The organism is Micromonospora sp. NPDC049559 (assembly GCF_040676675.1).
In the GTDB taxonomy this organism is placed as follows: domain Bacteria; phylum Actinomycetota; class Actinomycetes; order Mycobacteriales; family Micromonosporaceae; genus JBFAPK01.
In genome coordinates this window covers 1-26,628 of sequence record NZ_JBFAPK010000037.1, presented here as the reverse complement: position 1 = coordinate 26,628, position 26,628 = coordinate 1, and the positions used below count along the sequence as shown (strand labels likewise).

The following is a 26,628-nucleotide window of genomic DNA, read 5'->3' as shown; positions in this document are numbered from 1 at the left end:
CCGCAGCGGAGCGCGCCGGTACGGGCCCGGCACCGCGCCTGACCCGCCGTGCGGGAGTCGGTACGGACGAAGCCGGTGCGCGCGAGCGGGTGCGCCTGAACCGCCACCCGGAAGTCGCCGCGCGGGGGCCGGTGGCGCGGGCCGGACTCGCCGGGCCGGCGCGCCGGTGACGCAGCTTCCCCCCGTTGGCGCACTCGTTAAGGCTGGTAGCGGCCCGGTTTCCACGGGCGGCCAACGGGGGTGAACATGTCCGGTGACAACGTCCTGTGCGCCTGCACCGGGGCCGCCGCGCCGAGCGGTGCGGCCGTGGCCCGCCGGTGGGCCGGTACCCGGCCGGCGGGCTCCCGCCCGGGCCGGCCCCGGCCCACCGGCTCGCGCCCCGCGGGGACCCACCGGCCCGTCCGCTGACCGGCGGCGGACCGGGGTCGCCGGGCGGCCGGGGTCACCGCGTCGCCGGGCGGCCGGCGTCACCGGCCGGCTGGGCGGCCGGGGTCACTCCGTGGCCGGGAAGCCGGGTGACTGGAGGTACCGGCCGTCGTCGGTGACGACCGCGTAGTGGTGACCGGAGAGCCGGGCCAGCCAGTGCAGGCCGGCCCGGCCCATCGCCACCGCCGCGGTGGCGTACCCGTCGGCGCGGCCCAGGTCGGGTCCGACCACCGTGACCGAGCGCAGCCCGTACGCGGGGGTGCCGCGGCGCGGGTCGACCACGTGCTGCCCGCGCAGGTACACCCCGGACGTGGCGACGCCCAGGTTGGTGCCGGCCACCACCCAACAGGTCGCCGCCGGCTCCCAGGGGTCCTGGATGCCGATCCGCCACGGCCGGCCCGACGAGGAGCGCCCACGGACCCGTACGTCGCCACCGGCGTTGAGGCAGTGGTTGGCCGCGCCGGCCGCGCGCAGCCGGTCCGAGGCGACCTGCACCGCCCAGCCCTTCACGTAGCCGGACGGGTCGAACCGGCCGGTGGCGTGCGCGTCGAAGTAGCCGTCCGTCTCGCCCCACAGGTCGGCGCAGCGGCCCAGCACCGTACGCAGCTCGGCCGAGGCCCGCGCGGGCAGCAGCTCGCCCCGGTCCAGGCGGTTGACCTCGCTCTCCGCCCGGTACGTGCTGAACCGCCGGTCCACCTCGCGCAGCCAGTCGAAGACCTCGCCGGCGAGCGCGGCCAGCCGCGCCCCGGGCAGGTCGTCGGCGAGGTCGAGGCTGATGGCGGTACCCATGATCTGCTCGACCTGGCGCAGGCCCGGTCGGGTGGGCAACGCGCTCCTCCTCACCACGGCCCGATCCCGGCCACCGGCCCGATCCCGGCCGGCGCCACGTCAGCCCCGTTCACCACGGGCCGCCCGGTCCAGCGCCGCCTGTAGCGACTGGCGGTAGCTGTCGCTGGTCGCCGTGGCGCCGGAGACCGTGTCGAGGTCGGCGCTGTCGCGCTGCACGGCCTGCGCCCCCATCCGCGACCGCACGCTGGCGCTGCGGCGGGTCGAGTCGGCCGTGCTCTCCGGCAGCTCCAGCGCGGTGACCGCGGTGATGTCCGTACCGTTCAGGGTCACCCGGACCCGCACGTTGCCGTACTCGTTGGCCACCAGCGCGCCGGTGACGGTGACCGGCCCGGCGGGCGGGCGGTTCGCGGGCCCGGTGGTCCGCGCGCCGGCCGGCGGTTTCGCGCCGCCGGAGCGGCCGGGCGGCGCCGATCCCTTGGCCGTCGGGTCGGAGGACGCACCACCGGCCGCCGGCCCGGACGGCGCGCCGGAGGCCCCGGACCGCCCGGCGGCGCCGGCCTGCGCCACCGGTGTGACCGCGGGCGCGCCCTTGACCGCCACCAGCAGCGTGGTGGACGCGGCCAGGCCGCCGATCGCGAGGATGGCACGGCGCATGGGCTACCTCCTACTCAAAACTCGAACGTGGCCAGGTGGATCCGCCGCCGGGGCACGCCCGCGCGGCGCAGCAGCCGGACGGACTCCGCCAGCAGGCCCGCCGGCCCGCAGAGGTAGACGTCGCGCTCGGCGACGTCGGGGACGATCTCCCGCAATCCGCGCGGGCTGAGGATCTGGCGCGGGCCGGGGTCGTCGCGGGAGCCGACCACGTACCAGAGGTCGACGTCGCGGGCCTCGGCGAGCCAGTCCAGCTCGGGGCCGAGCAGCACGTCGTGCGGGGTACGGGCCCGGTAGACCAGGGTCGCGCCCGGCGGCAACTCCTCCAGCAGGGCCCGGATCGGCGTGATGCCGGTACCGCCGGCGATGAGCAGCGCCCGGTCGCGGCGCCGGTGGGCGGCCGTGAAGGTACCGGCCGGCCCGGAGAACCAGACCGGCGTACCCGGGTCGAGCTCGCGCAGGTCGGCGGTGTGCCGCCCGACGACCTTGACGGTGATCCGCAGCCACCGCCCGTTGCCCGCCGCCGAGAGCGAGAACGGGTGCGCCTGCCACCAGCAGCCCGGCGCGAAGAAGCGCCAGCGGAAGAACTGGCCGCCGAGGACCGCGAGCCGGTCCAGCCGCCGGCCGGTCAGGTAGATCGAGATGGTGTCCCGGTTCTCCGCCACCACGTCGGCCACCCGCAGCCGGTGGCGCAGGTTGAGCCGCAGCGGCACGAGCACCCGGCCCCCGAGCAGCGCGGCCAGCACCAGCACGTACGCGACGATCCAGCCGGTACGCACCGGACCGGGCCGGAACAGCTGCTGGCCGTGGGTGAACTGGTGGCCGAAGCCGAGCAGCAGCGTGGCGTAGCTGCTCAGGTGCAGGTAGTACCAGAGTTCGTAGGGCAGCAGCGCGCGCACGGCCCGGATGCCGGTGAGCCCGAGCAGCACCATGATGCCGGCGGCGGCGTACGCGCCGAGCATGTCCTCGTACTCGCGCAGCAGCGTCCACGCCTCGCCCAGCGACGACCGGCGCTCCAGCCTGGCGTAGCCGACGACGATCAGCGCCAGGTGGGCGAGGACCGCCACGACCACGGTGGCACCCACGTCCCGGTGCCAGCGGATCAGCCGCTCCGCGCCGATCCAGCGCTCCAGCACGGGCAGCCGGCTGAGCAGCAGCACCTGCACGAGCAGCAGGTATCCGGCGACGAGGCCGGTGATCTGGCCGGCGGCGGTCAGCTGGGCGGCGGTACCGCGCAGCGAGCCGGTCGGCGTGTCGAGCCACCAGGGCAGCACGCTGGCGAGCAGGCCCAGCCAGAGCAGCCCGACGACCAACCAGCCGGGCAGCGGTCCGCGCCGCGCCGGCACGGCCGGACCGGCGGCTGCCGGTGTGGCGGAGGCGGCCGGGCGCCGGTACGGGGCGTGCCGATCCTCGCCCCGGCCGCGCGGGCGGCCCCGCTGCTGGCCCGCCGGGCGCGGGCGGTCCCATCCCTCGCTCGCCGGGCGCGGGCGGTCCCATCCCTCGCTCGCCGGGCGCGGGCGGTCCCATCCCTCGCTCGCCGGGCGCGGGCGGTCCCATCCCTCGCTCGTCTGGCGCGGGCGGCGGGCCGGGCCGCGCGAACGGAGGGTGCTCACGCGTACAACCTGATCGGGTTGTAGCGCTGCCGGGGGAACACCTTCGCCACCTCGGCGTCGGTCAGCCCGAACCGGCCCTGGGCCACCGAGCCGTAGACGTCAAACATGTTGTTGTACTCGGGCACGTCGCCGCTGTCGAGCCGCTCCAGCCCGTCCCAGCGGCCGAGCAGCGAACCGGCGAGCCGCCTGCCGGAGAGGATCGCCACCACGCCGCCGTGCCCGTGGTCGGTGCCGCCCCGGTTGCCGGCGACCCGGCGGCCGAACTCGCTGGAGACCATCACGGTGACGTCGGCGGCCAGCGGGCCGAGGTCGTCGAAGAAGGCGGCCAGGGCGGAGGCCAGCTCCCCGAGCCGCCGGTACAGATACCCGCCGGGGCCGGTGCCCTGGTTCTCGTGGGTGTCGTAGCCGCCCATGCCGACCGTGGCGACCCGTACGTTGGCGCCGCCCTTGATCAGCTGCGCGAGCGTACGGAACGAGGTGCCGATCCCCTCGTACCGGACCCCCTCGGCCGGCTGGTACGGCTTCGCGGCGAGCTGCCGCGCCGTGCCCAGCGCGGCGAGCCCCTCGGCCACCGCCTCCTCGACCGGGTGGTTGACGTCGGTGAAGAGTCCCTTGATCGCCTTCTCGGTGCCGGCCGGGAACCGGGCGTCGCCGTTGAGGCCGAGCGAGCCGACACCGGTCAGCGACAGCGCGGCGTCCGTACCGACCAGCGAGCGGGGCAGCGTGCTGCCGACGCCGACGGCGCGGAAGGCGGTACCCGGGCCGAGGGCGTCGACCAGGCTGTCCAGCCAGCTCCGCCCGCCGGTCTCGGCCGGCAGGCCGCCCAGGTTGCAGGCGTCGGCGGCCTGGAAGTGGCTGCGCGACAGGCGCGGGTCCGAGACGGCCGGCACGAAGCCGAGCTGCCCCGCCCGGAGGTACCGCGCCAGCGGCGCGAACGCGCTGGTGAGCTGGAACCCGCGGCCGACCGCCAGCGAGTCACCGGCCAGCAGCAGGTCCGGACGCGCCCTGGCCAGTACCGGGTCGTCGGCGGGGGCGATCAGGCTCAGCCCGTCCAGCCCGCCGTAGAGGAAGACATGGATCAGGGTGCCGCCCCCGGTGGCGCCGAACGAGGCCCGTACGGTGGCGAACTGCGCGGTGGCCAGCGCCGTCACGGTCGCGGCGGCGCCGGTGACGACCGTACGCCGGGTGACGCCCCGGCCGTCCTGCTGCGCCTCCTCCTCGCGGTTCAGCGTCTCGAACCGGTCGCGCTCGGCGTGGTTCTCGGCCTCGACCAGCTCGGCCTCGGCCCGCAGCAGCGCCTCGAACCGGGTCGGTGCCAGGCGCAGCAGGTCGGGACAGGCGGGATGCAACGGGAAGGTGTGCACGGTGCTCCTCCAGTTCGTCTCCGGTCCCGGGACCGTCCGGCGGCCCCGGGCGCGGCGACCGGTCCGGCACACCGACCCGCTCGCTGCGGCGGCCGGATCCGTGCGCCGGCCGGCGGGTTCCGGGCTCTCTTCCCAGCCCGGGACCCGCCGGCCGGCCGTCGAGGGTCGCCTCACCGCAGCTGGTACTGCGGGTGGCGGTCGGCGCGGTGGACGTAGTCGCCGAAGAGGCGCCCGGCCAGGTCGCGGCCCGGCGGGGTGACGGCGAAGGCGCCGGCCCCGGCGACGGCGGCGACGCCGAGGGCGATCAGCGTCCGGCGCCGGCCCAGCCGGGCCTCGTCGTCTCCGCCGCCCTCGTCGCTCTCGTCGTCCAGCCTCGGCAACTCGGCCGGCCGGCGTGGTGGCACATTCTGCTCGGTCATGTACCGGTCCAACTTCCCGAGGCGCGCCGGTACCACCCACAATCGGGGGCGGGAGTCCGGCGGCTTCGTGTGAGGGGCTTGCCCCGGGAAGTTAGCCGGGCCCGACGGGCGCCTCAAGGCGCGGAAATGCCGTCCCGGTGACCGCTTAAGGCGGCGCTCAGGCGACAGTGGACGGCCGGGCACCGCACCCCGCCGGGGAACGCGCCCACCACCAGCACCGATGCCGTCGCGGTCGGCGCGGGCCGGGGTTCCCGGTGAGCGGCCCGGAATTCGGTACCGGCCGCCGCCACAGCGAAACTTAAGCGTCCACTAAGCGGCGGCTGCGCCGACGTCCACTCAGGACCGAGCCGGCCGGCGGGCCGCCCGTACCCCGCGCGCGTCACCGACGGCGTCCCGGGACCCGGCGGGTCCGGGACCTGGGCGAGGCACCGGGTCCGGACGGGATCGGAGTCGGTGGACCACCGTAGGCGCGAGCCGGCCTCGCCGGCCGCGCTCCGACCATTCGTCCCGCCTGCCGGGTACGTCCCCGCCCCGCACCCCCACCCCGCCGATCAAGGAGTTGCGGCCAGGGCAAAATGGGTCAGCCCACGCCAAACCACCGACCACACGTCCATGATCGACGTGGCGGTGACCGGCGGGCGCGGGAACCGGTGCGCGGAGTGGAAGTAGCGCCTCGACGAGGCGCGTGACCCGGCGGCGCAGCGGGTATTCCGCCGGACCGTTGACGTGAGGGGAAGGCCAGCATGCTCAGCAAAGAGGATCAGCGCCGGTTCGACCAGATCGTCCGGCAGCTCAGGATGACCGACCCGAAGTTCTTCGCCCGGCTCGACGACCGGGCACGGGCCAAGCGGTACCGCTTGCTGCTCATACTCGCCATCGTCCTGTGGGCGTCGCTGCCCGCGGTGGCGGTGTTCGGGGGCGGGTTGGCCGGATCGGTGTGCGCCGCGGCGCTGCTGGTGAACGGCGGACTGATGTGGCGTTCCCGCCGCCGGTTCCATTGACCCGGCCCGACGGGGCCCGATCCGGCTCGACAGTTCAGACCGACTGGGCGGTTCGACCCGATCCGGCGGTTCGGTGTGATCCGGCCAGCCGACCCGATTTGGCGGTCCGGCGTGATCCGGCGGTTCAGTCCGGCTGGGCGGCGAAGCGCTCGTACGCCCGGCGCAGGCGCTCCGTCAGCCCCGGGCCGCCCAGCGCGGCCCCTGGCGGGCCGAGCTGGCGCAGCAGCAGGTCCGGCTCGGTGGGCAGCGTCGGCGCCCGCTCGGGCAGCGGGACCGGGGGGAGCCAGAACCGGTCGACCGCCTCGGCCAGCGGCACCTGGGGCAGGCCGTCGAGCACATCCGAGGTCGCGGAGGCCGAGCCGGTATCAGCGGCGGCGTCGACCCCTGCCACGGTGGCGGCGACCGCACCGGCCCGCGTACCACGTCCGCGCCTCGTCGTGGCGCGCCCCGGCGCGGTACCGCGCGTCGTGGCACCGCCGTGGCTCGCGCCGGCCGTCGCGCGGGCGGGGGTCTCGCCGGTACGCAGCTCGCGCAGCCGGGCCAGCAGGGCGGTGCGGGCTCGCCCGCGCCAGTGCAGCAGTTGGAACGGGTCCGCGTCGAACGCCTCGGCGAGCAGGTAGAACGTCGCGGCGAGGTGCTTGCACGGCACCGCGAAGTCGGGACAGTCGCAGCTCATCGCCAGCTCGGCGACGCCGGCCGGGAAGAGCGGCGCGCCCGCCTCGGCGAAGACCTGCTCCAGCTCGGGCGGCAGGTCGCCGGCGAGCAGCCGCGCGCTGAAGAGCGCCTGCGCGGCGAGCAGCGCCTCGATCCGGGCCCAGAGCGGCTCGGGGAACGGCCGCAGCCCGATCGTCACCCGGTACGGGGCCGGCCGGGAGCCCTGCACGGAGGCGCTCACCCGCCCGGGTGCCACGTCGACGGAGAGCACCTGACCGGCCCGCGCGTACGACCGGCCCCGGGTGAGCCGGGTGCCGAGCGCGAACGACTCCAGCACGTCCAGGAAGCGCCGCGACCACCAGGACCGGCCGATCGCGCCCCGGGTGCTGCGGGCGCGTACCCCGCCGGCGACCCGCCGGGGCGGGCCGAAGTCGGAGAAGTCGCGGGCCGGGGACGCGGGGCTCACTCGACCACCGCCCCGGTCTCCAGCGCGAAGAGCTGCCGCAGCTCCGAGGTGGACAGCTCGGTCAGCCACTGCTCACCGGTACCGACGATCCGGGCGGCCAGCCCGCGCTTCTCCGTGATCATCGCGGCGATCTTCTCCTCGACCGTACCGGCGCAGACGAACTTGCGGACCTGCACGGCCCGCCGCTGCCCGATCCGGAACGCCCGGTCGGTCGCCTGGTCCTCCACCGCCGGGTTCCACCAGCGGTCGACGTGCACCACGTGGTTGGCGGCGGTGAGGTTCAGTCCCGTACCGCCGGCCTTGAGCGAGAGGAGGAAGAGCGGCGGTCCGGCGTCGCCGGAGAACCGGGCCACCATCGCGTCCCGCTCGGCCTTGCCGACGCCGCCGTGCAGGAAGTCGAGGTCCCCGCGCCCGTACCGGGCCGCCAGGTGGGCCCGGAGCATGTTGCCGAACTCGGCGTACTGGGTGAAGACCAGCGCCTTCTCGCCGGCCGCGAGGACCTCGTCGAGGATCTCCTCCAGCCGCGCCAGCTTGCCGGAGCGGCCGGGCAGCGCCGAGCCGTCCCGCAGCAGCTGGGCCGGGTGGTTGCAGGCCTGCTTGAGCTTGGTGAGGGTGGCCAGCACCAGGCCACGGCGCTCGGCGCCCTCGCTGGTCTCGATCCGGGCCAGCATGTCGTCGACCACCGCCTGGTAGAGCGAGGCCTGCTCCGCGGTGAGGTTGCAGAGCACCTCCATCTCCAGCTTCTCCGGCAGGTCGGAGATGATCGAGCGGTCGGTCTTCACCCGGCGCAGCACGAACGGACCGGTGATCCGGCGTAGCCGCTGCGCCGCCTCCTCGTCGCCGTGCCGCTCGATCGGCTCGGCGTACCGCCTCTTGAACCGCGCCGCCCCGCCGAGCAGGCCGGGGTTGGCGAACTCCATGATGGACCAGAGGTCGGCCAGCCGGTTCTCCACCGGCGTACCGGTGACCGCGATCCGGTGCCGTGCGGGCAGCGACCGTACCGCCGCCGCCTGGCGGGTCGCGGCGTTCTTGATCGCCTGTGCCTCGTCCACGACGACGCGGTGCCACCCCACCTCGGCCAGCGCCTCCGCGTCCCGCGACGCCACCGAGTACGTCGTGACGACCAGGTCCGCCTCGCCCACCGCCGCCGCGAACTCCGCACCCCGGGCCCGCTCGGCCCCGTGGTGCACGTGTACCCGTAGCCCCGGGGTGAACCGGGCCGCCTCCCGCTCCCAGTTGCCGACCAGCGACATCGGGCAGACCAGCAGGGTCGGCCCGTCCTGCGGCCCGCGCCCCGCCACCAGCGCGAGGATCTGCACGGTCTTGCCGAGCCCCATGTCGTCGGCGAGGATGCCGCCGAGGCCGAGGGACTGGAGGAAGGTCAGCCAGGCCAACCCGCGCCGCTGGTACGGCCGCAGCGTCCCGGCGAACCCCTCGGGCGGGTCGATCGGGGCGAGGTGACGCTCGGCCTGCCCGGCGAGCAGGTCGCCGAGCGCCCCGTCGGCGCGTACCTCCAGCACCGGCAGCGTCCCCGGCTCGTCCGCCGCGTCGAGGCCGAGGCGCAGCAGGTCGCCGAGGCTCATCGCGCCGCCGTCGCGGAGCAGCTTCAGCCCGGCGGCGAGCCGTTTGGCGTCCAGTTCGACCCACTGCCCGCGCAGGCGCACCAGGGGCGTCTTGAGTTTGGCCAGCGACCGCAGCTCGGCGGCGGAGAGCACCTGGTCGCCGAGGGCCAGCTCCCAGCGGTAGTCGACCAGGGAGTCGAGACCGAGCGCGCTGCGCGACGCGACGGTGCCCGGTGCCGTACGGCTCTTGGCGTGCAGCCGCGCGCCGAGGCGGGCGCCCGGCCGCTGCCACCAGGAGGGCAGCAGCACGCCGAAGCCGGCGGCGTGCAGCACCGGCGCGCCGTCGCGGAGGAACCGGTGGGCCCCCTCGGTGTCCAGCTCCAGCGCCTCCGGCGCGGCGGTGCGCAGCGCGTCCTCCAGCTCCGGCCAGAGCCGGCTGGCCCGGCCCAGCTCGGCCAGGAGCGTCTCCTGTGGCGCCTCCAGCCGGCGGGCGAGCGCCCGCAGCGCGCCCCGCGACTGCCAGATCCGGTCGGCGCCGACGACGAGGCTCGGCTCGTCGGCCGACTGCAACGCGAACTCCACCCGCCAGCGGACGTCGCCGGGCTCCCCGCCCGCGCCGTCGAGCGCCACCGCCGCACTCTCCGGACCGGCCGGGGCGGCATCGTCGGGACCGGCCGGGCCGGCGTCGTCGGGTTGGTCCGGCGGCGCGGCCGGCTCGACGAGCCGGAAGCAGGCGCGTACCGCGCCGCCGGCGGCGTCGCGCTGCCAGTCGCGCAGCTCCGCGCCGAGGGTCGCCAGCGCCTCGGGCGACGCGGTGAAGTCGCGCCGCCGCCCGGTGAGCGCACGCAGCCAGGCCCGCACCGCCGCGTCCGTGCCGGTGGCGCGGCGGGCCTCGATGAGGCGTACGCCGTCCAGCGCCGTGCGGGCGGCGGCGTCGGTGAGCGCGTCGAGTGCGTCGGCGACCAGCGGTCCCGCGGCCCCCTCGGGCTCGGCGGCCCGGACGGCCGGCGGCAGGGCCAGGGCGAGGTCGCGGGCGCGGGCCGCGTCGGCCCCGGTGAGCAGCGGGCGCCATCGGGCCGTGGCGCTTCCCGGCCCGCGCCCGGTCAGGTCGAGCGACGGCAGGGTACGGCCGCGCCGCACCAGGTCGGCCGCGAATCCGGCCAGCTCGCCGAGGCCGCGCAGATCGGCGCCCCGGGCCGGTCCGCCCGCGCCGGGCGTGGCGCCGCCGGGGAGAGCACCCCCGGCCCGGCCGTCGGCGGGCGTCCCGGCGTCCGGCGTGGCACCGCCACGACTGGTCGGCGCCGCCCGGTCGGCGCCGCCGTCGCCGTGCAGCGCGAGCAGCACGACGAGGGCCAGGTCGGCGTCGTACTCCAGGGTCGGGACCCGCCAGCCGGCCAGGGTGAGCGCGTCACGGGCCGCTCCGGCCGGCTCGGCGCGCACCAGCTCCGGCGCGTCGACCGGCCCGCCGTCGCGGGTAGGCAGGGTGAGCAGGGCGGTTCCGGTGGTCGCCTTGGCCGCCAGCTCACCCAGGGGTACGGCGAGCGCCTCGGCCAGCGCGGGGTGCCCCGCGGCGAAGGGGTGCGGCCGTTCCCGGGGCGGCCGGCCGGGCCGGCGCGGTGGCCGTACGGGCAGGGTGGAGTCCTCCGCCCACAGGCCGAGCCGGCCGCCGACCAGCCAGAACCCGTGGACGAGCAGCATCCGCCCAGTCTAGGGAGTGCCGCCCGGGTCGCCGCCGCACCGTCCACCGGGCCATGCCGCGCCGCGTGTCGCCGCCGTGGTACGCCGTCGGGCTGGCCGATCGGCCCGCCCCGGCCGTCCCGACGCCGTGATGAACCGACCACTCGTACCGCTTCGTACTACCCGACAGGAGGAACGACCCGCGGTCCACGATCCGACGAATAGGGGCCTTGGAGATGCACTCTTCCCACGTCGCGCCGCCCTCGCCCGACCCCTACTACCTGCGCGGCCTGCTGCACTGCCGCTTCTGCGGCCAGGAGCTGCGGCCCGCCTTCGCCTCCAGCGGGCAGCGCCTCTACGGCTGCCCGAACGAGGAGTGCGAGCGCCCCTGGGTTTCCGCCGAGCGCGTGGAGCAGCAGGCCTGGACCCGGTTCGCGGCGCTTAACGAGGAGGCCGCCCGGGAGGTACCGCCCGCCGCCCGGCAGAGCGCCCTGGTCGCGGTGATCAACCGGATCACCGTGGGGTGGCGGCCGGAGGAGCTGGCGTACGACTGGCGAGACTGAGCCCGGCCCGGCCGCTCGGGGATCCGTGGCCCCGGAGGGCTCGGACGGAGCGGGTCGGGCCGGGCGGGCTGGCGCGATCTGCTGCGGGCGCGCGGGCGCCTCGGCAAGATGGGGTCATGCAACTCACCACGGAGGTCCCCCTGGTGGGTGGGCCCGCCGACGGTACGGTCGTGACCGTCGAGCTGGATCCGAACGGCCGGCCGCCGCTGACCCATCACCACATCGGCGAGCGGGGACTGGCCGAGGCCGAGATGTACGAGCTGACCGCGCTGCTCGGGGAGGGTCCGCCCTGGACCTACCAGTGGCGCGGGCCGGCGACGTGACAGGGCCGGCGACGTGACGGCGGCGACCGGTTCGGGCCGGCTCAGTTCCGCGGATCCTCCGGCCGACCGTACCCGTGGCGGTTGTCCTTCGCGTCGGCCCGCGTCGGATCGGTGAGGCGCATGTTCCGGGCCAGCACCAACCGGCCGGTGCGGATCAGCAGGCTCCGCGCGTCGCGGCGGCTCTGGCAGGGATGCCGTTCGCCGCAGGAACGACACCAGTTGCCGTCGTCCGAGACGTGCTCGCGCATCGTGCCGTGCGCAGCCTCGATCAGATCCCGCATCTCATCCCGCATGAAACCCATCCCGCAGGGTCGGGGCGCGCGGAGCAGAACTCCCGAATCAGTTGCTCGCGCGCCGGTCGGCTAGGAAACACGGAGAGCCAGCGGCGTCAATGGCACTTTCACACTTCCATCCGACTTTGCCCGTGCCCGCCACGGTGGACGAGCCAGACAAGATCCCCGGTTCCCGTGCGGCTCCGATTAGGGGGAGAGAATAGGGGATCCGGGTACGCTCGGGCCGCCCCTCGGGGGCTGGATCGTCGCGGTCGCGGATCACCGCGAGCCCAGTGCGGTGATCAATCCGCACAGGGCGCAGAGCAGAAAGAGCCCGACCACCGTGGCGAGCGCGATGTACAGGGGGCGCCGGTTGCTCGGCCGCGACGAGTAACGGGTCGTCATGCCCGAATTGTTACCTACCGGGCCCGGTGACGACACCCGCCGTGCGACTGGTGCGATTCACCGACGCCACTGTCGGAAAGGGGACAGGCGGAACGCTCCACCGCTGATATGGCGACGCCCGCGACCGCGCCGGCTACGCGCGCTCCACCCTGCGCAGCCCGCGCCCCGGCGTCCACCACTCGACCACGAGCATCGTCGCCTTCTCGTCGAGGTGGGTGTGCACGACCTCGGCGATGTCGGCGTGGAAGCGCTCACCCTCCGCTCCATCGACGATCGGCCCGGCGGCGACCGCCCGACCGGAGATCTTCGCCTCGCCCGGCCACCGCGCCTCGGCGCCCTCGACCGGGTCGATTGTGGCGCTGTGCAGGGCGAACCGGGGATCCCGGCGCAGATCCGCACCCTTTCGCGCGTGCGGCATGGAGCCGAAAACCAGTTCGCCGTCGGTAAAACTCGCCTCGATCCCGGAGATCCGGGGTGACCCGTCGGCGCGCAGGGTGGCGATCGTCTTGTGCCGGTGGGCGTCGAACAGCGCCCGCACGCGCCGCGCGAACTCCGGCTCCGCCCGTTCGACGTCCCGCCATCCGGTCATGCGACCCAGGATCGCACCGACGACCGCCGCGCCGCCGACGCCATGCCGGCGCGGCCCGGTAGCCGTCGCGCCCGCACCGGATCAACCGGCGGTACCGTCCCCGCGCCACTCCGGCGCCAACAGCGACCAGACCTCGGTGTCGTACCGGACGCCCTGGTGCAGGAACTCCTCGCGCAGCACCCCGTCCAGCCGCATGCCGAGCCGGCGCGCCACGTTGCCGCTGGCCGTGTTGTCCGTCCGGCAGTGCCACTCGACCCGGTGGATGCCGCGCACCCGTACCGCCCAGTCGACGAGGTGGGTGGCCGCCCGGGTGATCAACCCTCGGCCCCGCCCGGCCGGCTCCAACCAGCAGCCGATCTCGCAGACTCCGTAGGTGGCGTCGAAGGAGACGAACATGGTCCCGCCGACCAGCATGCCGTCGAGCCAGATCCCGTACAGTCGGCCGGCGTCGCGGGCCGCGAGGTCCGCGTACCGCTGGAGCGTGGCACGGGCCGAGTCGAGGTCGGTGCTGCGGCTGGCCCACGGTATCCACGGGTCCACGGTGGCGCGCGCCCGGTCCATGTGGGCCAGGAACTCCTCGGCCTGCCACGGCTCCAGCGGGCGCAGCTCGGCCCCGTCACCCAGGTCGATCACGAACATTCGCGCACTGTACCGGCGCGGTCGGCGCGGTGGCGGTACGGCCGGAGCGACGCTATCGCGGCCGGAACTCGTGCTCCAGCATCGCGTACACCAGCTCCTCCTTCCACTCGCCCTTGTGCCGCGCGTTGTGCACGAAGTGTGCCTCCCGGCGCATGCCCAGCCGCTCCATCAGCCTCGCCGAGGCCTCGTTGCGCGCCGAGCAGCGAGCGATGATCCGGTGCAGGCCGAACTCCCGGAAGCCCATCCGGAGCAGCTCGGTGGCGGCCTCGGTGGCCAGGCCCCTGCCCTGGTACCGGGGACTGAAGACGTACCCGATCTCACCCTGGCGGTGCTCCTCGCTGAGCCAGACGAGTTCCACCTGTCCCACGACGGTGCCGGTCTCCGGCCAGACCACGGCGAGCGTCAGGCAGTCGCCCTCCCTGGCCAGTACGTCCTCCCCCGTCATCTGCTCGACGGAGCGCGCGGACCGCTCGCGGTCACGCGGCTCCCAGGCCATGAAGCGGGCCACCTCCGGCTGGCGCTGGTACGCCCAGACGTCGTCCACGTCGTCGACGGTGAAGGGGCGCAGGAGCAGGCGGGACGTGACGATGGGAGTGGTCGGTCGGAACACCGGGCGATCCTAGACCGGCGGCCGGCTACCACGGTCCGGATATTTCGGGTGGCCCACCCCGGCCGGCGACGCGCAAGCCCCGGCCGCCGGGCGGAGGCGTGGCGGGACCTGGTCGGTCGGGGGCGTGCCCCGGCCGATGTCAGGGGTTGGCCACCGCCGCGACATCGGATATCAATGTCACACGGATAGATTTCCCACGCGCGCGTGGAGGTCGGTCTATGAGTCGTGTCCTCGGCAGGATCTGCCGGATCGCCGGCCCGGCCGTGCTGGCCCTCGCCTGTCTGCCGGCGCTCGCCGCCTGCGCGAACGGCCAGCGGGAGATCCGGACCCGCTGCGACGGCCCGAACATGGTCTACGAGTCGTGGCGGCTGGAGGCCGACGACGAGGACCAGGCCGAGCTGGAACTGCGCACCGTACGGGTGGTGCCGAACGACCCGCGCTGCCTCGCCGCGAGCCCCGCCCCGACCGCACCGCCCAGCCGGTGACCGCCGCTCCGGTGGCGCTCCGGACCGCTCTCCCCCCATCCGGAGGTTGATCCGATGATGCGAGCACCAACCCGGGCGGCCCGACGGGCCGGCCTCGTGGCCCTGGCCGGCGTGGTGCTCTCGACCGCGGCCTGCGGCGACGAGAGCGCGGAGATCCGCACCCGGTGCGACGGACCGAACATGGTCTACGAGGCGTGGGTGGACGAGCCTGACACGATCGGGCTGGAGTTCCGGGAGCTGTACGTGGTGGCGAACGACCCGCGCTGCACCGGCGCCAGCCCCGGCCCGAGCCCGACCCCGCCGGGCCCGGCCTCGCCGCCGCCGACCCCGCCGACGCCTGTCCTACCGCCGCCCGCGCCGACGCCGTCGTAGCCCGGGTACCGGGCACCCGGGCGGACGCGTCACCGCCGTGGTCAGGACTTCTTGATCTTCGAGTAGATCTTGGAGTCGCGGACCTCGTCCTGCGCGAAGACCTGCACGGTGCCGCCGAAGGGCGTGTCGGTGAAGTACTGCCCCGGGCGGTCGTTGGCCTCGAACTCGATGTCCACGCGCTTGCCGCTCTGCGGGTCGACGCAGGACATGTCGATGTCGCCGTCACCGCCCCGCACCAGCTTCTCGCACCGGTGCCGCTCGACGAACCGGTCGAAGTCGGTGGTCTTGCTGCCGCAGCCCGCCAGGCCCAGAGCCATGGCGCCGAGGGTCAGCAGCGCGATCGAACCGGAGACGGGACGGGGCCGACGTACGGCGGCGGGAATGGTCATGACGGTGGGAACTCCTCGTTCGCTGTCGGGACCGGCTGGGCGAGACCGCGGCCGTGGCCGACGAGCCGCCGTCGGCGACGGTACGGGGTCGGACGGTACCGAACCATGTCCATAGCGGACACACGTCGGTGCGCGCCGACCGGCCGGCCGCCGACCGCTCGTACCCGGCGGTACCGGCCCATGGCCGCTCCCGCCGGTTCCCAGGCGGCCCGGGAACCGGCGTGCGTACCGTGAGCCGGCGTGCGTACCGTGAGCCGGCGTGCGTACCGTGAGCCGCCCGTCAGCCGAGCGTCTCGACCGCGGCGGCGGCGAAGGAGTGGTCCTGTTCCGGGGTGCCGCCGCCGACACCGATCGCGCCGATCAGCCGGCCGTCGCGGTGCACGGGGATGCCACCGGCGATGAAGAGCAGCGGCTGGTCGAGGGCGGTGGGTAGGGTGTGGAACGGCGCACCCGGCTGTACGGCGTCCACGAGGTCGGCCGTCGGCGCGTTCAGCTGGACCGAGGTGTACGCCTTGCGCCGGCTGGTCTCACCCGAGATCAGCACGGCGCGGTCGTCGCGGCGGAAGGCCAGCAGTTGGCCACCGGCGTCCAGGACGGCCACGCTGACGGTGGCCCCGGCCGCCTCCGCGGCGCGGCTCGCGGCGGCGACGAGTGCGTCCGCCTCCTGGACGGTGAGGGGCGCTACGGCGGTGGTGCTCATGATGATTCTCCTAACTGGACTGTTCGACTTTTGGGACGAGGGGTGGTCTCGGGTCGCACACCGCCGTGGCGGCGGCCCTACCCGGGCCCGGTGGCACGGTGACGGCCGGCAGCGGCGGCGTGACCCGGGTCAGTGCCGGACGGCCGCCACCGGTGGCTGAGCCGCGTGAGCCGCGGCGGCACCGGGCACCGCGACGCCGTGCCCGGCGTCGCGCCGTTCCAGGGCCGCCGACACGGCGGCGAGTACGAGGGCGCTCGCGGCGAGCACCGCGCCGACCCAGTTCGGGGCCGTGTAGCCGAGACCGGCGGCGATGACGAGCCCGCCGAGCCACGCGGCCAACGCGTTGCCGAGGTTGAAGGCGCCGATGTTGACGGCCGAGGCCAGCGTCGGGGCCCCGTGCGCGTGGTCGAGGACGCGCTTCTGCAGCGGCGGGACGGTGGCGAAGCCGAGGGCGCCGATCAGCGCGATGGTGACCGCGGCGCCGACCCGGTTGTGGGCGGTGAGGGTGAACAGGGCGAGGACGAGGGCGAGCCCGCCCAGGGAGACGTACAGCATCGGCATCAGGGCGCGGTCGGCGAACCGGCCACCGACCAGGTTGCCGCCGACCATGCCGAGGCCGAACAGGACCAGCAGCCAGGTGACGGACCCCTCGGCGAAGCCGGTGACCTGCGTCATCATCGGCGCGATGTAGGTGATCGCCGCGAAGACCCCGCCGAAGCCGAGCACGGTCATCGCCATGGCGAGCAGCACCTGGATGTTCCGCAGCGCGGACACCTCGTGCCGGAGGCGTACGCCCTGGGGCTTCGGTACGTCGGGGACGAGGCGGGCGACACCGACCAGTCCGAGGACACCGACCGCGGCGACGATGGCGAAGGTGACCCGCCACCCCGCGGACTGTCCGACCAGGGTGCCGAGCGGTACCCCGACGACGTTGGCGACGGTGAGGCCGGTGAACATCATGGCGATGGCGCCGGCCTTCTTGTCCGGGGCGACCAGGTCGGCCGCGACGACCGAGCCGATGCCGAAGAAGGCTCCGTGGGCGAGGGAGGCGACCACCCGCCCGATCAGCATGACCGCGAAGGACGGCGCGACGGCGGAGAGCAGGTTGCCGGCGACGAACAGGCCCATCAGCACCATGAGCATCCGCTTGCGGGGCACCTTGGTACCGAGCACGGTCATCAGCGGGGCGCCGAACATGACGCCGAGCGCGTAACCGGTCACGAGCAGCCCACCGGTGGGGATGGAGACCCGGAACTCGTGGGCCACCTGCGGCAGCAGGCCCATGATCACGAACTCGGTGGTGCCGATCCCGAAGGCCCCGATCGCGAGGGCCAGGAGCGCGAGAGGCATGACGAGAGTTCCCTCCGGAAAGTTGCGGATGCGCTTAGTACGCGGACAACCATAGTTGCAGACGCGGGCTAATTGCAAACGCCGTATATCGCGATTGTGCTCTATACTGGGCCGAGCGGCTCCGGGACGGAGGGAAGGCCCATGACAGCGACAGACCCGGCGCTCACGGCCCTGGCCCAGGGGTGGTGCTCCCTCTCCCTGCTGCACGACCGGATCGAGGCCCACATCGAGCGCGCCCTACAGACCGGGCACGACCTCAGCGTGCGCGAGTACTCCCTGCTCCAGGTGCTCAGCCGGCAGCACGACGGTCCGGGCGGTCACCTACAGATGCGGCAGGTCGCGGACGCGGTGGTGCTCAGCCAGAGCGCCACCACCCGGCTGGTCACCCGCCTGGAGGACCGGGGCCTGCTGGAGCGCTACCTCTGCCCGACCGACCGGCGGGGCATCTACACCAACGTCACGCCCGCCGGCCTGGAGTTGCTGGAGCACGCCCGCCCGACCAACGACACCGCGCTGCGCGAGGCGCTCGACGCGGCGGCGACGAACCCGGAGCTGGCACCGCTGGTGCGCGCCGTCGAGTCGCTGCACGCCCCACAGTCCGCCTGACCCGTGCCGGCGTCAGCGGTCGCGACGCCGGCTGCTTCCGAGTATGTCGACGCACTCCGCCCCGCGGTCGACGACCGCCAGCGGGCTGGTGCGGGTGGTGGGCGCGGCAGGTTTCGAACCTGCGACCCCTCGCTTGTAAGGCGAGTGCTCTCCCACTGAGCTACGCGCCCGGTACGCCCGTACGGCGGGCGGGCCGGCGGCGGCAAGCTTACCCTGCCGCCCGGTGCCTCGGCGCGCCGAGGCGAGGAAGGTGAGGGTTTCCGGGTACGCCGACCCTCGCCAGGATCGGTGCTCGCACCCGGAGTCAGGCGCCGGCGACCGAGGCGAGGGCCTTGCGCCAGCCCGCCTGGTCACGGGGTTCGCCCGGCATGTTCAGTTCGGCGAACCGGATCACGCCGGCCCGGTCCACCACGAAGGTGCCCCGGTTGGCGTAGCCCCGCTCGGCATTGAAGACCCCGTACGCCTGCGCCACGGCCCCGTGCGGCCAGAAGTCGGCGAGCAGCGGGAACCGGTACCCCTCGCGGTCGGCCCAGACCTTGTGGGCGTAGACCGAGTCGACGCTGACCGTGAGGACCTGGACCTGGTCGTTGAGGTACTCGTCGAGGTTGTCCCGGATCTCGCCCAGTTCGCCCTGGCAGGTGCCCGTGAACGCGAGGGGGTAGAAAACCAGGAGCACGGCGCGGCGCCCGCGGAACTCGGAGAGCCGGACCTCCTGGTTGTTCTGATCCCGCAGGACGAAGTCCGGCGCCTCCGCACCAGTTCCAATCGGCATCGCTGCTCCCCCTGGTTGTTGCGAAGGCATCCAGTCTTCCACGGGCACCGGCTGGCTCCCGGCCGGTGCCCGCGCCGCTACTTCTTGCCCTTGGCGCCCCGGCGCAGGACGAGACGGGCGCCACTCCAGTCCTTGCCCGCGTTCACGGTCGACGTCTGCTGCAGGCCTGCGGTCGGCGCCGACTCGCTGATCTCGCTCGGCTCCACGTGACCCTCGCGCCCGGCCTTGGGCGTCAGCAGCCACACCACGCCGTTGTCGGCCAGCGGGCCGAGGGCGTCGACGAGCAGTTCGAAGAGATCACCGTCGCCGTCGCGGTACCAGACCAGCACCGCGTCGACGACCTCGTCGGTGTCTTCGTCGACCAGTTCCCCACAACGGTCGGTCAGGGCGTCACGGAGATCCTGGTCGACGTCGTCGTCGTACCCCATCTCCATGACCACCATTCCCGGCTCGATGCCGAACCGGTCCGCCAGGCTCCGTACTCCGTCGGCGGCCTGACCAGCGGTCGCGCTCACTGTCGCGTGCCTCCTCATCTCAACTGCTAGCGGCATCAGTGGTGACACCGGTAGGGCAAAGTCCACACAGTCGCGCCCCTCGGCGCAAGTGGCGCACCGAGTGGAACGGAATTTACCGTGCCAGCAGCGTACGGGCACCCTGGGTAATTGCATCTTCCGAGACCAGTACCTGACGAGCAGCCGGGCCAAGTGGGATGAACGAGTCGATAGAGGCTACTCTCCGGGCAGAACCGACAAATCCGGCATCGACCAGGGCCGCCAGCACCCCCTCGCCGACCCCGCCGGACCGGCGCGTCTCGTCCACGACCAGCACACGGCCGGTCGCCGAGGCCTCCCGGATGATGTCCGCCACGGGCAGCGGCGCCAGCCATCGCAGGTCCACCACCCGGGTGCCGATCCCCTCCTCGGCGAGCCGGGCGGCGGCCCGCAGCGACATCCGCACCCCGTTACCGAATGTGATGACGGTAATGTCCTCGGCCGAGCCGACCCCGTACACGCGGGCGCGGCCGATCGGCACGTGGCTGCCCGCCCAGCCGCCCGGACCGGCGTACGGGGCGAGCCACTCCCCGTCGCCCTCGGCGTACAGGTCGCGGGTGTGGTAGAGCGCGATCGGCTCCAGGAAGACGCAGACCGTGCCGTCCACCGCCGCGCTGGCCAGGCAGGAGCGCAGCATCGGCGCGGCGTCGTCGGCCCGGGCCGGCACGGCGAGCACCACGCCGGGCACGTCCCGCAGCACCGCCACCGAGTTGTCGTTGTGGAAGTGCCCGCCGAACCCCTCCTGGTACGCCAGCCCGGCGATCCGCACCACCATCGGGTTGCGGTACGCCCCCTGCGAGAAGAACTGCATGGTCGCCGCCTCGCCCCGGATCTGGTCCTCGGCGTTGTGCAGGTACGCCAGGTACTGGATCTCCGGTACGGGCAGCATCCCGGCGAGCCCGCCGCCGAGGCCGAGCCCGAGGATCGACGTCTCGTCCAGCAGGGTGTCGAAGACCCGGGTCACCCCGAAGCGCTCCCGCAGGCCCTTGGTCACCCCGTACACCCCGCCCTTGGTCGCGACGTCCTCGCCGAAGACCGCCATCCCGGGGTGGTCGAGCAACCCGTCGGCGAGCGCCGCGTTGATGGTCTGCGCCAGGGTCAGCGGCCCCTCCTGCTCGGGCAGCCGGTCGCCGAAGGCGGCGGCCCGGGCGGCGGCCCCCGGACCGGCCGCCCGCGTGGCGGCCTCGGTGACCGCCCGGGCGACCCGTACCGGCCGGCGCGGCGCCAGCGGGGCGACGATGTCGGGCGGGGCGGTCAGCTTCGCCTCCCCCAGCACCTCCTCGGCCACCTTGCGCACCTGCCAGCCCACCTCGTCGTAGCGGGCGAGCAGCTCCTCGGGCGTGGCCAACCCCGCCTCGGCGAGCAGCCGGGCCGTGGCGAGCAGCGGGTCCCGCTCCACGTCCCGGGCGATCTCGGCGGCCGGGCGGTACGCCACCTCGGCGTCCGCGCCCGCGTGCCCCATCAGCCGTACCGTCGACAGGTGCAGCACGGCCGGCCGCCGGTGCCGGCGCACCCACGCGGCCGCCTGCGCCGCCACCTCGTACGCCTCGACCAGGTCGCAGCCGTCCGCGGCGAAGTACCGCAGCCCCGGCCTGGCCCGCAGCGCGGCGGCCACCCAGCCCTCGGGCGAGCGCACGCTGATCCCGAGCCCGTTGTCCTCGCAGACGAAGAGCACCGGGATCCGCAGTCCGGTGTGGTCGCACCAGCCGGCGGTGTTGAACGCGGCCGTGGCGCTGGCGTGGTTGACCGAGGCGTCGCCGAACGAGCAGACCACGATCGCGTCGGCCGGCCAGGGCGAGCGCGTCTCGGCCCCCGCACGGAACGCCGGCGGGCGCTGCCGTCCCGAACCGCGCGGCGCGGTGCCGGCGCGCCGGAGCCGCTCGATGGCGAAGCCGACCCCGACCGCCCGGGGCAGGTGCGAGGCGATGGTCGAGGTGGTCGGGATGACGGCGAGCCCGGCATTGCCGAAGACCTTGTGCCGGCCGCCGGCGATCGGCTCGGCCGCGGAGGCGACCACCCCACGCAGCACGTCCCGGGCGGCGGCGCTGATCGGGTCCGCGTCGTCCACGCCGTCCGCGTCGTCGCGCCCGGCCGCGCCGGCCGTCGCGGCGCCGGCCCGGTCCTCGGTACGCGGGGCCTCCTCGCCGCCCTCGGCGCCCGCACCGGCCACCGGCCGGCTCAGCGCGCCGCCCGGGGTGGCCTGGGCGACCCGGGCGCAGTAGAAGCCGCCGGAGCGGTAGTGCAGCAGGGCCGGGTCGGTGGGGCGTACCGCCGCGGCCACCGCCGCGTTCCCCTCGTGCCCCGACGAGCCGATGGTGTAGTACCCCTCGCCGAAGCTGCGCAGCCAGCGCGCCGCGAGATCCAGGTGCCGGCTGGTCAGCTGGGCGTCGAAGAGTTCGAGCGCGGCCTCCCCGGTGAGCGTGCCACCGTCACGGACCGGCTCGTCGGGTGAGCGCCGGGCGGCCGGGACGGCGAGAGCGCCCACCGCCTCCCGGAACCTTTCGTCGAGATCTTGGGGGGTGGTCACGTCGGACAGCATTACCGACGCGGGCCACCACCGACCACTCCGACACGTACCGCCAGGTGGCGATCACCCAACCGTCCGCACCCGGTCACGCCGATCCGTCCGGTCCCGCCCGCTGCGGCGGCACCGGACGGAGGGCCGGCACGACCTCGACCGGCGCTACGGCGCGACGACCGCCTCGATGATGTTGACCCGGGCGTAACCGGACATCGGTACGACCGCGGTCTTGCGGAAGCCGGTGGCGGAGAGCAGCGCGTCGTACTCGGCCTCGGTGCGCTCCTTGCCGCGCAGGCTGATCATCATGTTGAGGTCGTTCAGATAGGCGAACGGCCCCTGCGGGGTCACGGTCACCGGCGGCGGCGGCAGCACCGGCTCGACGATGAGCAGGCGGCCGTCGGCGGGCAGGGCGCGGCGGGAGTTGCGCAGGATCGCGGCGGCCCGCTCGTCGTCCCAGTCGTGGATCACACTCTTGACGATGTGGATGTCGCCGCCGGTCGGGATCTCCTCCAGGAAGCTCCCGGAACGGATGTCACAGCGGTCGGCGACCCCCTGCTCGGCCAGGTACCCGGGCGCCTCGGCCACCCCCGACTCACTGTCGAAGACGATGCCCCGCAGCCCCGGCGTGGCCCGCAGGATCGCCGCGAGGAGCGTACCGTTGCCGCCGCCGATGTCCAGCGCGGTGCCGAACCGGCTGAAGTCGTAGGTCGCCGCCATCGCCGCGCCGACGTCCTGCGAGGCGTTCCCCATGGCGCCGTTGAAGACGCTCGACACCTCGGGATGCTCTCTCATGTACGTCCAGTAGGAGACGCCGAACTGCGGCTCGAAGGTGGGCTCCCCGGTCCGTACGCTCTCCGTGAGCTGCTGCCACGGCCGCCACATCGACTCGTGCAGCAGCAGGCTGGCCAGCGACCACATCGAGTTCTCCGCGTCGCGGCGCAGCAGCGCCCCGGCCGGCGTCAGCGCGAACGTGCCCGGCTCGGTCTCCTTCGTGACGCCGAGGCTGGACATCGCCCGGAGCAGCCGGTTCAGCGACGGCTCGTGGGTGCCGGTCTCCGTGGCGAGTTCCTTGCTGGACCGAGCCTGGGTGCCGAGGAGATCGGGAAGCCTGAGCTCCAGCGCGGTGTTCACCACCGCCGAGGTCGAATAGCCCCAGACGATGCCGAAAAGCTCGGACACAGGATCGTTCCGCCCCTGGAATTCACCGTCACCGGAAGGGTTTCCGGACATACATTTCCTCCTCGGGCCATTGTCGGGACGATAGCCAGACTATTTCCATGGACCGGCACAGGGTCAATCCCCGCAATTGTTGACCCGGCCGCAACGAATATGCACGGCAGCGCGACGCCGACGAGGTTGCGCGACGTGGAGGGTCCTATTCGGCGGCCGGGCGGCCGTGGTGCGGTTCGTCGTCCGCCGCCTGCGTGCCGGTGAACGCCAACGCCCGGTCGTCGGGCCGGCCCGAGCCGGCCGGCACCGCGCGTTCCGGTGCCCGTTCCTCGGTACGTGGTCGGCTGAACCGCCGTACCACCGGGTCCTCCACCACCGTGTGGAGCACCCAGGCCAGCAGCAGCGACACCGCCAGCAGGACCGCGATCAGCGCGTACCCGACCGGCTGCGGGAAGGCCCTCTGGGGGCCGAGGAGGCGCGCCGCCGTCATGATCACTATCCAGTGCACCAGGTAGAAGGCGAAGGAGAGTTCGCCGAGCCGGACCAGCACCCGACCGCGCAACCCCGTTGCCGTGCCGCGCCAGTCGGAGACGGCCGCCGCCGCGATGAGCGGGGCGGTCCAGATCGAGGCGAGCCCGCCCGTCCCCGCCAGGTACGGGGCGACGAGGGCCACCAGGTACCCGGCGACCGCCACGGCCGCCGCCGGCAGCACCCCGAACGCGGGCCACCGGCCGGCCAGCACGATCCGGGCGAGCAGCATCCCGAGGACGAACTCCAACGCCCGTACCGGCGGCAGGAAGTAGACGAACCAGATCTGCGTGAACGAGTACGTGCCGGAGAGAAAGAAGATCGTGAGACGGGGCTGATCGGTGACGAGGAACTGCGCGACCAGGAACGCGCCGGCGATCAGCGCCACCGTCACGCCGACGGCCCACCACAGCCACGTCGCCCGCAGCCGCCGCACCGCCGCGAAGAACAGCGGGAACATGAGGTAGAAGAAGAACTCGCAGGAGAGCGACCAGCTCGGGCCGTTCATCGCGGAACTCGTCCCGATGTCCGGAAACCAGGCCTGCACGAGCAACAGGCTGGCCACCCAGTCCACCGTGGCGATCGGCTGGGCGATGGCGACCAGCAGCACCCCGGCCAGCAGGAACGTCACCAGGTGCGAGGGGTAGATCTTGACGAACCGGCGCCGCCAGAAGCGGCCCGCGGTGTCCCCCCGCCGGGCCGTCCAGGTGAGCACGAACCCGCTGAGGATGAAGAAGAAGCCGACGCCGTACGCCCCGGAGAGGGAGAAGAGCCTCCTGACCCCGTCGCCGAACGGGCCGGCGGCGAGGCTCGTGTTCCAGACGACGTGCGTGGCGAAGACCAGCGCGGCCGCGATGAACCGCAGCCCGGTGAGCGACGGTAGCCGCCGCGGCGCTTCGGTCGAGAGGCTGTCACGGTGCACGCTTCACCAACCAGGAGTCGAGGTCACCAGGTGACCGGCAGGGACACGATTTCCCGCGCGAGGCCGCCGGCGTGCCAGCGCAGTTCCGACGCCGGCACCGCGAGCCGGATGGTGGGGAATCTCGCGACGAGCGACCCGAGTCCGATCTGGAGCTCCGCCCGGGCCAGGTTCGCGCCGGGGCAGTGGTGGGGCCCGAATCCGAACGCCAGGTGGGGGTTGTGCCGCCGGCCCAGGTCGAGCCGGTCTGGATCATCGAAGACGGCCTCGTCGTGGTTGGCCGAGATCCTGGACGGCAGCACGGCTTCGCCGGCCCGGACCAGCTCACCGCCGAGTTCGACGTCCTCCCGGGCGTAGCGCGCGAAGACGGCCGCCTCGTCGGTCTTGCCGTACCGCAGCAACTCCTCCACCGCGAGCGTGATCAGGTCCGGCTCCTCGACCAGCCGCGCCAGCTGGTCGGGGTGGGTCAGCAGCAGGTAGGCGCAGTGCCCGATCTGGTAGCTGACGCTGTCGTGCCCGGCCGCGAGCATCAGCCGCGCCAGCGTGACCACCTCGTGCCGGGAGATGTCGGAGCCCTCCCGGTAGCCCTCGACCAGTACGCCGATCAGGTCGTCGCCCGGCTCCTCGATGCGCTTGGTGACCGTGTCGTCGACCCACCGCTGGAGCTTTCCGACGTACTCCTCGATCTGCTCCGGCGGCATGGAGGTGACGGCCGTCTGCGCCTTGGACCACTCGGCGAACCGTGGCCGGTCCGCGGGCGGCACGCCGTACAGTTCGGCGATCACACCGCTGGTCAGCGGCGCGCCGAAGCCCTCGATCAGGTCCCAGGGCGGCCCCTGCCGTTCCATCCGGTCCAGCAGGTCGTCGGCGATCCGCTGGATGAGGGGGCGCATCCGGGCAACCCGCTGCACGGTGAACACCCGGGCGGCGAGCCGGCGGACGCGTCCGTGGTCGGGGGGATCCATGCCCTGGAGGTTGTCCTCCGGCATCACCGGAAAGACCCGGGGTTGGTCCCGTTCACCGGCCATCGCCCGGCTGAACCTGGGGTCGGCGTGCACGCACCGCACGTCCGCGTAGCGGGTGGCCAGCCAGGCCGGTTCGCCGTACGGGAGTTGGACCCGGATCAGTGGCCGGTCCCGGCGCAACGTGGCGTACAGCGGATTCAGCCGACCGGGGCCGTCCTTGTCGAATGGATAGGACTTCGGTTCCTCGCAGCCTGACACGGGCTCTTCCTTTCGGGACCGGCGACCGCGCGGCGGGACCGATCCTCAGGTCTTCCGCGTACACGTGACCGAACAGGCTGATTCAGAATATGAGCACCGCACTAGCCCGACAACGCCACCAACATTGACAGCGACGCCACGCACATGCATTCGAAATGACAAATGTATGTAAGGAAATCGGGGGGCGCGGACCTAAGGCGCGGGGACCTCGCCGCAGGCAGCGCCGGCCGCGGCGGCGGCATCGTCGCACGGGTCCCCGTCGCAGGCGGCGTTGGAGACCTTGCCGATCAGTTCCCGCAGCGTGCCGAGTTCGGCGTCGGTCAGCCCGTCGAGCAGCCGGAACTCCGCGGCCAGCTCACGCACCTCGGCGCGGATCCGCCGGCCGGCGTCGGTGACCAGGATCGTCTTGAGCCGGCGGTCGGCCGGGTCGGAGCGGCGCTGCACCAGGCCCGCCTGTTCGAGCTTGTCCACCAGCGCCGTGATGTTGGACTTGTCGCAGCCGAGCGAGTCGGCCAGGGCGCGCGCCGGCAGCGGGCGGTCCGGGTCGAGTTCGTGCAGGGCCCGGGCCACGGCCGGGGTGAGGCCGAGCTTGGCGAGGCCGATCTGCCGCTCGCGGTGCATCGCCGCGGCGACGCGCTCGACCTGGCGTACCACGTCACCGGCGAGCGCGGCGCGGTCCAGCACGTCCGCGGCGCCGGGGGCGGGATCGGTCGGCAGCATGCGGACCAGGGTACTACCGGGGTGACCCCGCAAGATCCCCGCTGACGCGCACCCGATCGGGCGGCTTCCCTTAGCCGCGCGTTCGGCTGATATCCATACATCCGCATCCCGCGATGCATCGGCGGCGCCCTGGCCGTTACCCGGCATCGGGCGTCGGGTGCCGCGGCCGAGGCGCCCACCCCTCCGTCGATCTAGGGCAAATCACGACGAGCGGGATCCGGCCCGGCTGGAGAAGCTCTACCAGATCGACAACGCGAACTCGCGGATCCGACGGCAGGCGGAGAACCTCCAGGTCCTGG

General features: G+C 73.9%; 28 protein-coding genes and 1 tRNA gene. 6 read left to right on the top strand and 23 right to left on the bottom strand.

All coding sequences use genetic code 11. The features are described from left to right. Nucleotides 1-492: 492 nt before the first annotated feature. The 5 genes from AB0J86_RS30620 to AB0J86_RS30600 all read right to left on the bottom strand — a co-directional run bounded on the left by AB0J86_RS30620 (nt 493) and on the right by AB0J86_RS30600 (nt 5,262). Nucleotides 493-1,215: an FAD:protein FMN transferase gene (locus AB0J86_RS30620; RefSeq protein WP_363861176.1), complete on the bottom strand. Its 723-nt coding sequence runs from the start codon at nt 1,213-1,215 to the stop codon at nt 493-495. Nucleotides 1,216-1,314: 99 nt separating this feature from the next. Beyond that, complete coding sequence (locus AB0J86_RS30615; protein WP_363861124.1) at nt 1,315-1,869, bottom strand: FMN-binding protein; 555 nt, start codon at nt 1,867-1,869, stop codon at nt 1,315-1,317. Nucleotides 1,870-1,883: 14 nt separating this feature from the next. Beyond that, nucleotides 1,884-3,479, bottom strand: coding sequence for a ferredoxin reductase family protein (locus AB0J86_RS30610; protein WP_363861123.1), 1,596 nt, complete (start codon nt 3,477-3,479; stop codon nt 1,884-1,886). Continuing rightward, the gene (locus tag AB0J86_RS30605) at nt 3,476-4,843 is read right to left on the bottom strand and encodes a DUF1501 domain-containing protein (protein WP_363861122.1); all 1,368 of its coding nucleotides are present in this window, start codon (nt 4,841-4,843) and stop codon (nt 3,476-3,478) included. The genes AB0J86_RS30610 and AB0J86_RS30605 overlap by 4 nt, the downstream gene beginning before the upstream one ends. A gap of 170 nt (nt 4,844-5,013) precedes the next feature. After that, nucleotides 5,014-5,262 carry a hypothetical protein gene (locus tag AB0J86_RS30600; RefSeq protein WP_363861121.1) on the bottom strand — a complete coding sequence of 83 codons (249 nt, stop codon included), beginning with the start codon at nt 5,260-5,262 and terminating at the stop codon, nt 5,014-5,016. Between the two features lie 743 nt (nt 5,263-6,005). On the opposite strand from AB0J86_RS30600, the gene AB0J86_RS30595 reads away from it, so the two are divergent. Next, the gene (locus AB0J86_RS30595; protein ID WP_363861120.1) at nt 6,006-6,263 is read left to right on the top strand and encodes a DUF3040 domain-containing protein; all 258 of its coding nucleotides are present in this window, start codon (nt 6,006-6,008) and stop codon (nt 6,261-6,263) included. Nucleotides 6,264-6,387: 124 nt separating this feature from the next. On the opposite strand, the gene AB0J86_RS30590 is transcribed toward AB0J86_RS30595, so the two are convergent. Together AB0J86_RS30590 and AB0J86_RS30585 are read right to left on the bottom strand one after the other, a co-directional pair. Further along, a complete protein-coding gene (locus tag AB0J86_RS30590; protein WP_363861119.1) occupies nt 6,388-7,383 on the bottom strand; it encodes an SWIM zinc finger family protein in 996 nt (331 codons plus the stop codon). Continuing rightward, nucleotides 7,380-10,643, bottom strand: a complete 3,264-nt coding sequence (locus AB0J86_RS30585; protein WP_363861118.1) for an SNF2-related protein — start codon at nt 10,641-10,643, stop codon at nt 7,380-7,382. The genes AB0J86_RS30590 and AB0J86_RS30585 overlap by 4 nt, the downstream gene beginning before the upstream one ends. A gap of 215 nt (nt 10,644-10,858) precedes the next feature. On the opposite strand from AB0J86_RS30585, the gene AB0J86_RS30580 reads away from it, so the two are divergent. Together AB0J86_RS30580 and AB0J86_RS30575 are read left to right on the top strand one after the other, a co-directional pair. Continuing rightward, a complete protein-coding gene (locus tag AB0J86_RS30580) occupies nt 10,859-11,185 on the top strand; it encodes a zinc ribbon domain-containing protein (RefSeq protein WP_363861117.1) in 327 nt (108 codons plus the stop codon). A 116-nt stretch (nt 11,186-11,301) separates the two neighbouring features. Beyond that, on the top strand, nt 11,302-11,508 hold the full coding sequence (locus AB0J86_RS30575) for a hypothetical protein (protein ID WP_363861116.1): 207 nt from the start codon (nt 11,302-11,304) through the stop codon (nt 11,506-11,508). Nucleotides 11,509-11,549: 41 nt separating this feature from the next. Here the strand turns inward: AB0J86_RS30575 and AB0J86_RS30570 are convergent, their stop codons facing one another. From AB0J86_RS30570 to AB0J86_RS30550, 5 genes are all read right to left on the bottom strand, one after another. Continuing rightward, entirely contained in the window at nt 11,550-11,801 is a 252-nt protein-coding gene (locus tag AB0J86_RS30570; RefSeq protein ID WP_363861115.1) for a hypothetical protein, read from the bottom strand. 258 nt (nt 11,802-12,059) lie between these two features. Next, nucleotides 12,060-12,185, bottom strand: a complete 126-nt coding sequence (locus tag AB0J86_RS30565; protein ID WP_363861114.1) for a hypothetical protein — start codon at nt 12,183-12,185, stop codon at nt 12,060-12,062. Nucleotides 12,186-12,318: 133 nt separating this feature from the next. Next, entirely contained in the window at nt 12,319-12,774 is a 456-nt protein-coding gene (locus AB0J86_RS30560; protein ID WP_363861113.1) for a pyridoxamine 5'-phosphate oxidase family protein, read from the bottom strand. Between the two features lie 81 nt (nt 12,775-12,855). Next, the gene (locus tag AB0J86_RS30555; protein WP_363861112.1) at nt 12,856-13,413 is read right to left on the bottom strand and encodes a GNAT family protein; all 558 of its coding nucleotides are present in this window, start codon (nt 13,411-13,413) and stop codon (nt 12,856-12,858) included. Nucleotides 13,414-13,465: 52 nt separating this feature from the next. Further along, complete coding sequence (locus AB0J86_RS30550) at nt 13,466-14,023, bottom strand: GNAT family N-acetyltransferase (protein ID WP_363861111.1); 558 nt, start codon at nt 14,021-14,023, stop codon at nt 13,466-13,468. 218 nt (nt 14,024-14,241) lie between these two features. Between AB0J86_RS30550 and AB0J86_RS30545 the strand changes: the two genes are divergently transcribed. Both AB0J86_RS30545 and AB0J86_RS30540 read left to right on the top strand, forming a co-directional pair. After that, nucleotides 14,242-14,508, top strand: a complete 267-nt coding sequence (locus AB0J86_RS30545; RefSeq protein WP_363861110.1) for a hypothetical protein — start codon at nt 14,242-14,244, stop codon at nt 14,506-14,508. A 54-nt stretch (nt 14,509-14,562) separates the two neighbouring features. Then, nucleotides 14,563-14,880 (top strand): hypothetical protein, encoded by a 318-nt coding sequence (locus AB0J86_RS30540; protein ID WP_363861109.1) that lies wholly within the window; start codon nt 14,563-14,565, stop codon nt 14,878-14,880. Between the two features lie 41 nt (nt 14,881-14,921). On the opposite strand, the gene AB0J86_RS30535 is transcribed toward AB0J86_RS30540, so the two are convergent. From AB0J86_RS30535 to AB0J86_RS30525, 3 genes are all read right to left on the bottom strand, one after another. After that, the gene (locus tag AB0J86_RS30535) at nt 14,922-15,269 is read right to left on the bottom strand and encodes a hypothetical protein (protein WP_363861108.1); all 348 of its coding nucleotides are present in this window, start codon (nt 15,267-15,269) and stop codon (nt 14,922-14,924) included. 280 nt (nt 15,270-15,549) lie between these two features. After that, nucleotides 15,550-15,969, bottom strand: a complete 420-nt coding sequence (locus AB0J86_RS30530) for a heme-binding protein (protein WP_363861107.1) — start codon at nt 15,967-15,969, stop codon at nt 15,550-15,552. 129 nt (nt 15,970-16,098) lie between these two features. Further along, a complete protein-coding gene (locus tag AB0J86_RS30525; RefSeq protein WP_363861106.1) occupies nt 16,099-17,319 on the bottom strand; it encodes an MFS transporter in 1,221 nt (406 codons plus the stop codon). Nucleotides 17,320-17,460: 141 nt separating this feature from the next. Here AB0J86_RS30525 and AB0J86_RS30520 point away from each other — a divergent pair, with 141 nt between their 5' ends. Further along, nucleotides 17,461-17,925, top strand: a complete 465-nt coding sequence (locus AB0J86_RS30520) for a MarR family transcriptional regulator (protein WP_363861105.1) — start codon at nt 17,461-17,463, stop codon at nt 17,923-17,925. A gap of 95 nt (nt 17,926-18,020) precedes the next feature. On the opposite strand, the gene AB0J86_RS30515 is transcribed toward AB0J86_RS30520, so the two are convergent. The 8 genes from AB0J86_RS30515 to AB0J86_RS30480 form a co-directional block, all read right to left on the bottom strand. Then, a tRNA-Val gene (locus AB0J86_RS30515) sits at nt 18,021-18,095 on the bottom strand. A gap of 134 nt (nt 18,096-18,229) precedes the next feature. Further along, on the bottom strand, nt 18,230-18,697 hold the full coding sequence (locus AB0J86_RS30510; RefSeq protein WP_363861104.1) for a peroxiredoxin: 468 nt from the start codon (nt 18,695-18,697) through the stop codon (nt 18,230-18,232). Nucleotides 18,698-18,774: 77 nt separating this feature from the next. Further along, nucleotides 18,775-19,212, bottom strand: coding sequence for a DUF3052 domain-containing protein (locus tag AB0J86_RS30505; RefSeq protein ID WP_363861103.1), 438 nt, complete (start codon nt 19,210-19,212; stop codon nt 18,775-18,777). A gap of 112 nt (nt 19,213-19,324) precedes the next feature. Next, nucleotides 19,325-21,787, bottom strand: a complete 2,463-nt coding sequence (locus tag AB0J86_RS30500; protein WP_363861102.1) for a transketolase C-terminal domain-containing protein — start codon at nt 21,785-21,787, stop codon at nt 19,325-19,327. A 144-nt stretch (nt 21,788-21,931) separates the two neighbouring features. Beyond that, entirely contained in the window at nt 21,932-22,948 is a 1,017-nt protein-coding gene (locus AB0J86_RS30495) for a methyltransferase (RefSeq protein WP_363861101.1), read from the bottom strand. A gap of 196 nt (nt 22,949-23,144) precedes the next feature. Beyond that, entirely contained in the window at nt 23,145-24,389 is a 1,245-nt protein-coding gene (locus tag AB0J86_RS30490; RefSeq protein ID WP_363861100.1) for an acyltransferase, read from the bottom strand. A gap of 23 nt (nt 24,390-24,412) precedes the next feature. Further along, a complete protein-coding gene (locus tag AB0J86_RS30485) occupies nt 24,413-25,609 on the bottom strand; it encodes a cytochrome P450 (protein ID WP_363861099.1) in 1,197 nt (398 codons plus the stop codon). A gap of 192 nt (nt 25,610-25,801) precedes the next feature. Further along, nucleotides 25,802-26,329 (bottom strand): MarR family transcriptional regulator, encoded by a 528-nt coding sequence (locus AB0J86_RS30480; RefSeq protein ID WP_363861098.1) that lies wholly within the window; start codon nt 26,327-26,329, stop codon nt 25,802-25,804. Between the last annotated feature and the right edge of the window lie 299 nt (nt 26,330-26,628).